Annotated in this window: 2 tRNA genes; both read left to right on the forward strand. The window is 44.6% G+C overall.

Annotated features, from left to right (window positions below):
- The first annotated feature begins 6 nt into the window (after window positions 1–6).
- Window positions 7–82 (forward strand) — tRNA-Glu (locus tag K5Q58_RS20825).
- A 242-nt stretch (window positions 83–324) separates the two neighbouring features.
- Window positions 325–400: transfer RNA gene (locus K5Q58_RS20830), tRNA-Glu, on the forward strand.
- Window positions 401–516 lie beyond the last annotated feature (116 nt).

The following is a 516-nucleotide window of genomic DNA, read 5'->3' on the forward strand; positions in this document are numbered from 1 at the left end:
GTCCGGGTCCCCTTCGTCTAGAGGCCTAGGACACCGCCCTTTCACGGCGGTAACAGGGGTTCGAATCCCCTAGGGGATACCACTATTTATTTTTTCTTGATGTATTTCGAGAAAATAAAAAAGCGTTAAGTTTTAGCCTACAGAACTTAATGAGTCATTCACTCTTTGCAGAGTCTAATGCAGTCCGGGTCCCCTTCGATTAAAAGGAGAGAGAGCCTAGGACACCGCGCTATTTTATTAAGAGCACGGCGGTTTCACTTTAACAGCCTTCTAAAGTGTTACTTATAGGTCTTCGTTATATTAGAAGTAAAACAATATGTCCGGGTCCCCTTCGTCTAGAGGCCTAGGACACCGCCCTTTCACGGCGGTAACAGGGGTTCGAATCCCCTAGGGGATACCACTATTTATTTTTTCTTGATGTATTTCGAGAAAATAAAAAAGCGTTAAGTTTTAGCCTACAGAACTTAATGAGTCATTCACTCTTTGCAGAGTCTAATGCAGTCCGGGTCCCCTTCG

The sequence above is a fragment of the Shewanella sp. KT0246 genome (genome assembly GCF_019654955.1).
Lineage (GTDB): Bacteria > Pseudomonadota > Gammaproteobacteria > Enterobacterales > Shewanellaceae > Shewanella > Shewanella goraebulensis.